A 6,690-nucleotide genomic window follows, 5' to 3' on the forward strand; every position below is an offset into this window, starting at 1 on the left:
TCTGCTGGCTACGTCTCGTGACTTGAGATTGGCTGGGAGTCGTGGCGGGCGCGGTATTTTGGTCTCGTGACCGACCCCCGCATCCAGTCCCGTTTTCAGGTTCGATTCGACTGGGGCCTCGACGGTGCCACGGCCGTCGGCGAGGGAGCGCACATCGTCGTCTGGGCGGATGCGCTGCCGACGCCCGACGCGCCAGACCCGCTCTCGATCGACGGCCCCGCGATTGTCGCCGCGACGCAGGGCAGTGCCGCTGCCGCCGCGCAGTGGATCCTCGACCGCCAGGCGGAGCTCGGTGACCGGGCCATCGTCGCGGTAGTCGGAGCCGGCACCGACGACGGGCGCTTCGCCGTCGAGGATCTCCTCGCTGCCGGTGCCGTCGTCGACGCGCTGAGCTCCCTCGGTATTGACTCGACCTCGCCAGAGGCCGCGGCCGCGAGCGCAGCGTTCGAGGGCCTGCGCAATGCGACCCTCCACCTGCTGAGCGCGAGCGTCACGGGTCAGGGCCTCGATCGCGAGGCGATCGCCGCGGCCAAGGAGAATGCCGTCTCGACCGAGTTGCGCATCCTGCGGGAATTCAGCCTCCCCGCGTAGCGTTCTCCCTGCTAACCACCGAGCAAGGAGCACGCGCATGAAGGCAGTAGTCGGCGACACCGTGATCGCAGAGGCACCAGAGGAAGACCTCATCAAGATCGAGGGCAACTGGTACTTTCCGCCGGCCAGCGTCAACAGCGCGCTGCTGACCGAGAGCGCGACCCCGTACACCTGCCCGTGGAAGGGCGAGTGCCAGTACTTCACCGTCGAGGTCGACGGGCAGAAGCTGCAGGACCGCGCCTGGAGCTACCCGACGCCGTACCCGACCGCGTTCGACCGTGTCGGCAAGGACTTCAGCAACTACGTCGCCTTCTGGAAAGAGGTCGAGGTCGTCGCCTAGCTGTCAGACGTTCGCGATCGCCTCGACGCCCGTTCAGACCGAGGCGATCACCTCGATGCCCACGAGGGCCTCGGGGCGGCCGAGCGCCGGCACCGGGATCACCGTGATGGCCGTCGCGTGCATGCCCCAGACGTCGCCGGATGCCGCGAAGCCCGCCTGCACCGACTCGCCTTCCTTGAAGAAGACCGTGAGCTTCGCCACCGCGGACTGATCGGCGCCGACCTCCTGCAGGATGGCGAGCACGTTGCTGAGCGCCTGCCGGGTCTGTGCGGCGAAGTCGCCGCTGATCGCGCCGTCGGAGTCGGTGCCGTTCTGCTCTCCGATGTAGAGGGTTCGCCCACCCTCGACGAGCGTCGCCTGCGAGAAGGCGGGGTTCTTGTGCAGGGAGTCGGGGTTGATATGGGTGACAGTCATGCTTTCTCCTTAGCTCTGAAGGCCTTCACCTTCGCCCGGTTGCCGCAGCGCTGCATCGAGCACCAGCGGCGGTTGTTGGTTCGTGAGTCGTCGTAGAAGATGAGCGAGCAGTTGTCGGCATCGCACTCGCGAATGCGCCCCTCGGAGTGCCCGAGCAGGTGCACCGCATCGCGGGCGATGGTGGCGAGCGCCTGCCCGGTGCGCACCCTGCCGCGACCGGCCTGGCGGTTGCCGCCATCGAGGGCGGGCGGCATGTCCGGGGTCGCCGCGTACAGGTTCAGCGTGTCGACATCGTCGGCCTGCATCTCCGCGCCGTCGGCCTGCGCACGGGCGAGCCGGTAGATGGCAGCGCGCAGGTTCACCGCATCGACGAGGTCGCGGTCCGTCGCGTCGTCGGCGAGGTTCTCGAAGCGGTCGCCGAGCCACCTGGCCAGGTCGGCAGCGGTGTGAAACTGCTCCCAGGCGGCAGGCCCGCCGAGCAGTCCCGTGTGGGCGAAGTCGAGGCAGAGCGCCCCGGAGTCGTACCACCAGCGGATTCCGTCGTTCGGCACGAGCCATTGTCCAGTCGCCATGTAACCATTATCGTCGGTTACGTGATCGCCGTACAGGAGAACCAGTGAACCGCCAGCGCCGAGTGCTCATGGTCGCGATCATCGTCGCGTTCGTTGCCTTCCTCGACGGTGCCGTCATCAACGTCGCACTCCCGGCGATCCGCGAGGATCTCGGCGGCGGGCTGGTGGTGCAGCAGTGGGTCGTCGACGGGTACCTCATCACCCTCGGCGCCCTGATCCTCACGGCGGGCTCGCTCTCCGACTCGTTCGGCCGCCAGCGGATCATGCGCATCGGCCTCTACGGCTTCGGCGCGGCCAGTCTCGCCTGCGCGATCGCGCCCGACGGCGTCATCCTTGTGGTGTCGCGCGTTGTGCAGGGTGGGGCGGGGGCACTGCTTGTTCCGAGCTCGCTCGCGCTCATCATCGCCAACTTCTCGAGGGAGGAGCAGGGCAAGGCCATCGGCACCTGGACCGCGTGGACGACGGCGGCGTTCCTCGGCGGGCCACTGCTCGGTGGACTCCTGGTCGACTACGCCGACTGGCGCTGGGTCTTCGCGATCAACGTGTTCCCCATCGCGGCGGCGCTCATCCTGCTGCGCGGCCTCGGAGCGGAGCAGAAGCCGGAGCATCGGGCGAAGGTCGACGTGGTCGGGGCCGGCCTCGGCATCCTCGGTCTCGGTGGTCCGGTGTTCGGGCTCATCGAGCAGTCGCGGCTCGGCTGGCAGAGCCCAGGAGTCTGGATTCCGATCGTCGTCGGTGCTGCCTCGTTCTGCCTCTTCCTGTGGTGGGAGTCGCGGGTGCCAGAGCCGATGGTGCCGCTCGGCATGTTCGCCATTCGCAACTTCGGGTTCGGCAACCTCGCGACCCTGTTCATCTACGGAGCCCTCGGATTCGGCGGCTTCGTTCTCGGGGTCTTCGTACAGGAGGTCGGCGGCTACCCGGCGACCCTCGCCGGCCTCATCAGCCTTCCCTCCGGGCTCCTGCTCATCCTCCTTTCGCCACGATTCGGCGCGCTGTCGGCGAAGTACGGCGCGCGCCCCTTCATGACGATCGGGCCGCTCGTGCTGGCCGCCGGCTACCTCTACCTCCTCGTCGTCGACGAGGAGGTGTCGTACTGGCCGCAGCTCTTCCCGGCCATCATGCTCATGGGCCTCGGCATCGCGATCACCGTCGCGCCGCTCACCTCGGCGACACTCGGGGCGGTCGAGCAGTCGCGGGCCGGCATCGGCTCGGCCATCAACAACGCCGTTGCCCGCATCGCCGGCCTCATCACGGTGGCGTGCACCGGCCTCATCGTCGGCGCGAAGCTCGATCTCGACGGATTCCACAGTGCGGTCGTGGTCAGCGCCGCACTGCTCGTCGTCGGCTCCGCTGTGTCGTTCGCGGGAATCCGAAAGCAGGAGACCAGCACCGCGGTCAGCGAACCGAGCGTGCCGTCCACGTGATCAGGTGCGCCGCGTCGAAGCGGCGGGAGCACCGGCCACACGCGAGAGCGCGAGCCGGCCTGCGATAGCGGTAGTGCAGATGGCCAGCGGGGCAGGTGCCGATCCATGGCGCGAGCTCGTCGGCGATCGGGCCGTCGTGCAGTCGCTTGCCCTCGTACCCGAGGTCTTTCGCGACCGATCTCCATGCCGCGCCATGGCCGGCGCGGGTGCCGGCCATCGCGTGCGCGACCTCGTGCAGCAGCACCTGGTGGATCTCGTCATCCTCGAAGCGTGCCGCGAGGTACCTCGAGACGGTGATGCGCTTCGCCGTGAAGTTGCAGAGCCCGGCGCGCGTCTTCGCGTTGTCGAAGCCGAAGCTCCAGCTGTCGTCGAGATGCAGCGAGATGAGGGCGTTCGCCCAGGTTCTCACGCGATCCAGATCAGCCACCTAGCGAGATTAGCCCTCGTGGAAGACATCCAGTTCCACTTGCCACAGCCGGTCGTCGCCGTCCACAGGATCGCCGCGCCCGTCGGTGTTGTTGGTGAGGAACCACAGCGACCCGTCCGGGCCGGGAATGACATCGCGGATGCGCCCGAACTCGTTCACGAACCACGGCTGCGACTGCGCCTTGCCGCCATCGGCGTAGATCGCCCACACCCGCTCACCGCGCAGTGAGGCGAGGAAGAAGGTGCCGCGGGTGAAGGCGAGCCCGCTCGGGCTGGCCTCCGACGTCGCCCACTGCAGCAGGGGGTCGACGAAGTCGGGATTGTTGGCGACTCCCTCGACGACGGGCCAGCCGTAGTTGCCGCCCGGCTCGATGATGTTGAACTCGTCCCAGGTGTCCTGTCCGAATTCGGCGGCATAGAGCTGGCCGCCGTCGTCCCACGCGATACCCTGCGGGTTGCGGTGGCCGAGCGAGTAGACGAGGGAGTCATCGAAGGGGTTGTCGTCTGGCACCTCGCCTGTCGGCGTCATCCGCAGGATCTTGCCGTTGTACGACCCGCGGTCTTGCGCGAGCGGGGGATTGCCAGCATCGCCGACCGTCGCGTACAGCATGCCGTCGGGGCCGAAGGCGATGCGCCCTCCGTTGTGGTTGCCCGCCTTCGCAAGGCCGGTGAGCACCTCCTCTGGCTCGCCGAGCCCGTACTCTCCAGGCTCGCCCCGCAGCTCGAGCCGAACGATGCGGTTGTCGGATGCCGCAGTCAGGTACGCATACAGCCAGCCATCCAGCACGGCGAGCCCCAACAGCCCGCCCTCACCGCCCGGATCGACCCCGGGAACCACGCCGACCTCCCGCACGTCTCCCGCAGCAGTCAGCTCCTTCACCGTCGCGGAGTCCCGTTCGCTGATGAGCGCGGATCCGCTCTCCAGCCGCACGACCGACCACGGCGCGGCAAGGTTCTCGGCGATCGCCACGGGATTGCCCACCGGCGTCACCGGTCCCGGCCCGTTGGTGCTCTCGCTCGCCTGCGGCAACGGCGGCGACAGCGGGTACTGTGTGCAGCCGGTCAGCAGCACGAGCAGGGCGACCGCGGCAACGAGAGGCTTCATGAACCCATCTTGGGCGGCGGTGCCGCCATCGTCCACGACTTTGTCGGCTACTTGTTCTGAATGAACGTGCGCCCCGGCGGTGGCGACGGGATCGCCGTCGCGTCGGTCACGAGCGGCGCCCCCGCGATCCAGTCAACGATCTCGCGGCCGTCGAGCACCTTGGCCGGATGCGGGCCGCCGGCGAGCAGGCGCGGCATCCACTCCATCGGCAGCGTGCCCTTCGAGCCGACGAGCACGACGTTGCCGAACCTGCGCCCCTTGAGGATCTGGGTGTCGGCGAGCGCGGCCACCTCGCCGACCGCGCTGCGAAGTGTTGCCGCCTGTGAGCGGGCGAAGGCAAGGCCGGGTCCGTCGGCGACGTTGACGAGCACGACGCCCTCTGGCGCGAGCAGAGACACGGCATCGGTGTAGAACTCGAGGCTCGTGACGTGCGCCGGGGTGCGCGGGCCGCTGAAGACGTCGATCACGAGAAGGTCGACCTTGCCGCGGATGCCGTCCGGCAGCTTCGCGAGCGTCTCGCGGGCGTCGCCGTGCCGCACCCTGATCTGCGCATCGCGCGGCAGCGGCAGGTGCTCGCGAACCAGGTCGACGAGGTCCATCTCCAGCTCGATCACCTGCTGGCGGGAGCCAGGCCGTGTCGCGTGCACGTAGCGGGGGAGGGTGAACGCGCCGGCTCCGAGGTGCACTGCGGTGATCGGCTCGCCGGGCATGCCCAGCTGGTCGATGACGTGGCCCATGCGCTGGATGTACTCGAAGAACAGCTCCGACGGGTTGTCGAGGTTGACGTGCGACTGCGGTGTGCCGCCGACAACGAGGGTGAAGGAGCCGGGAACCCAGCGGTCCGGCTCGATGACCGCGTGCAGTCCACTGACCGCGAGGGTCACGCCGGGGATGTCAGGCATCGCTGGGCGGCGTTCCCGGAACGGTGAGGAGGAACTCGCCAAGGTACTGCACGCCGACGCGCTTCGCCTCCGCGATGAAGAAGTCCGTGTTGGCATCCGCCTCGTGCGCGCGGCGCACGAGAGCCTCGATGACCTCGATCATCGCCTCGACGTGCTCCTGGAACAGCGGACGGTCCCACGCCTCGAACCGGGGCTGGAAGTAGCGGATGGCCTCGGCCGCGACGAGGGCGGTGTTGCTCGCCCCGTCCCGGAAGTGCGCGCCGCCGTCGAGCCCGAGCGCTCGAAAGCTCGGCACCTCTCTGTACATGCGCACGAAGGTGTCGACAGAGCCCTCGACGGCACCCTCCCAGGTGAGGTTCTCGTCGTCGAGCATCTCACCGGTCGACTGGAGGAAGTGCTCGAGGTTGCGCGCGGTGAGCGCTCCGACGATCGCGTCGATGTCGGCGAAGTAGCGGTAGATCGCCGGACCGGACATGCCGGCGTTGCGGGCGATGAGCGCGGGTGTGAGAGCGCTCGGCCCCACCTCGTCGATGAGCCGCGCTGTGGTGTCGAGGATCAGTGAGAGGCGCTGCGTGCTGCGGTCCTGAGTGGGGCGTCGGCGCAGGTTCTCGTCAGTGGTGTCGGCCACGGGCCCTCCTGTAGTTCAGAACCGAGGATAGCTGCAGACTGCGGGGCCCATGGCCCGACGTCGACACAATATGTCGATAGTGGCGATGGTTTCACGCACCCATTCGGCTCTTATAGCCCAAATGCGGAAACTGGTCAAGGAACTGCTGGACACATTCCGGCAAAGTGTCCTATAGTTGTTCTTTGCGCTCCCAGACATCCTTCTAGTCATATTGTGGACAGCTGGCGCGCCCCGAGTATAACGGCGGGGCGGTCTTTTGGAGCGAATTCACTACCGACAGTCGATTCT

General features: G+C 67.9%; 9 protein-coding genes. 3 read left to right on the plus strand and 6 right to left on the minus strand.

Annotated features, from left to right (window positions below; all coding sequences use genetic code 11):
• Positions 1 to 66 precede the first annotated feature (66 nt).
• The gene (locus AC14A7_RS06455) at positions 67 to 591 is read left to right on the plus strand and encodes a 2-phosphosulfolactate phosphatase (protein ID WP_484007360.1); all 525 of its coding nucleotides are present in this window, start codon (positions 67 to 69) and stop codon (positions 589 to 591) included.
• A 37-nt stretch (positions 592 to 628) separates the two neighbouring features.
• Complete coding sequence (locus AC14A7_RS06460) at positions 629 to 931, plus strand: DUF427 domain-containing protein (protein ID WP_484007362.1); 303 nt, start codon at positions 629 to 631, stop codon at positions 929 to 931.
• A gap of 33 nt (positions 932 to 964) precedes the next feature.
• Here the strand turns inward: AC14A7_RS06460 and AC14A7_RS06465 are convergent, their stop codons facing one another.
• Together AC14A7_RS06465 and AC14A7_RS06470 are read right to left on the minus strand one after the other, a co-directional pair.
• Positions 965 to 1,345, minus strand: a complete 381-nt coding sequence (locus AC14A7_RS06465) for a RidA family protein (protein ID WP_484007363.1) — start codon at positions 1,343 to 1,345, stop codon at positions 965 to 967.
• On the minus strand, positions 1,342 to 1,917 hold the full coding sequence (locus AC14A7_RS06470; RefSeq protein ID WP_484007365.1) for a CGNR zinc finger domain-containing protein: 576 nt from the start codon (positions 1,915 to 1,917) through the stop codon (positions 1,342 to 1,344). The genes AC14A7_RS06465 and AC14A7_RS06470 overlap by 4 nt, the downstream gene beginning before the upstream one ends.
• 44 nt (positions 1,918 to 1,961) lie before the next feature.
• On the opposite strand from AC14A7_RS06470, the gene AC14A7_RS06475 reads away from it, so the two are divergent.
• Positions 1,962 to 3,341, plus strand: a complete 1,380-nt coding sequence (locus tag AC14A7_RS06475) for an MFS transporter (RefSeq protein ID WP_484007367.1) — start codon at positions 1,962 to 1,964, stop codon at positions 3,339 to 3,341.
• Here AC14A7_RS06475 and AC14A7_RS06480 read toward each other — a convergent pair.
• The 4 genes from AC14A7_RS06480 to AC14A7_RS06495 are packed head-to-tail and all read right to left on the minus strand — an operon-like array spanning position 3,313 to position 6,402.
• A complete protein-coding gene (locus AC14A7_RS06480) occupies positions 3,313 to 3,768 on the minus strand; it encodes a SprT-like domain-containing protein (RefSeq protein WP_484007369.1) in 456 nt (151 codons plus the stop codon). The two genes, AC14A7_RS06475 and AC14A7_RS06480, sit on opposite strands and share 29 nt — an antisense overlap.
• A 9-nt stretch (positions 3,769 to 3,777) precedes the next feature.
• On the minus strand, positions 3,778 to 4,872 hold the full coding sequence (locus AC14A7_RS06485; RefSeq protein ID WP_484007371.1) for a PQQ-dependent sugar dehydrogenase: 1,095 nt from the start codon (positions 4,870 to 4,872) through the stop codon (positions 3,778 to 3,780).
• Between the two features lie 47 nt (positions 4,873 to 4,919).
• Positions 4,920 to 5,774: a spermidine synthase gene (locus AC14A7_RS06490; protein WP_484007373.1), complete on the minus strand. Its 855-nt coding sequence runs from the start codon at positions 5,772 to 5,774 to the stop codon at positions 4,920 to 4,922.
• The gene (locus tag AC14A7_RS06495; RefSeq protein ID WP_484007375.1) at positions 5,767 to 6,402 is read right to left on the minus strand and encodes a TetR/AcrR family transcriptional regulator; all 636 of its coding nucleotides are present in this window, start codon (positions 6,400 to 6,402) and stop codon (positions 5,767 to 5,769) included. The genes AC14A7_RS06490 and AC14A7_RS06495 overlap by 8 nt, the downstream gene beginning before the upstream one ends.
• Between the last annotated feature and the right edge of the window lie 288 nt (positions 6,403 to 6,690).

This window comes from Conyzicola sp. (assembly GCF_057073975.1).

Coding starts and splice junctions, on each gene's coding strand:
- AC14A7_RS06460 (WP_484007362.1), top strand. CDS start 629: ATGAAGGCAGTAGTCGGCGACACCGTGATCGCAGAGGCACCAGAGGAA.
- AC14A7_RS06465 (WP_484007363.1), bottom strand. CDS start 1,345: ATGACTGTCACCCATATCAACCCCGACTCCCTGCACAAGAACCCCGCC.
- AC14A7_RS06470 (WP_484007365.1), bottom strand. CDS start 1,917: ATGGCGACTGGACAATGGCTCGTGCCGAACGACGGAATCCGCTGGTGG.
- AC14A7_RS06485 (WP_484007371.1), bottom strand. CDS start 4,872: ATGAAGCCTCTCGTTGCCGCGGTCGCCCTGCTCGTGCTGCTGACCGGC.
- AC14A7_RS06490 (WP_484007373.1), bottom strand. CDS start 5,774: ATGCCTGACATCCCCGGCGTGACCCTCGCGGTCAGTGGACTGCACGCG.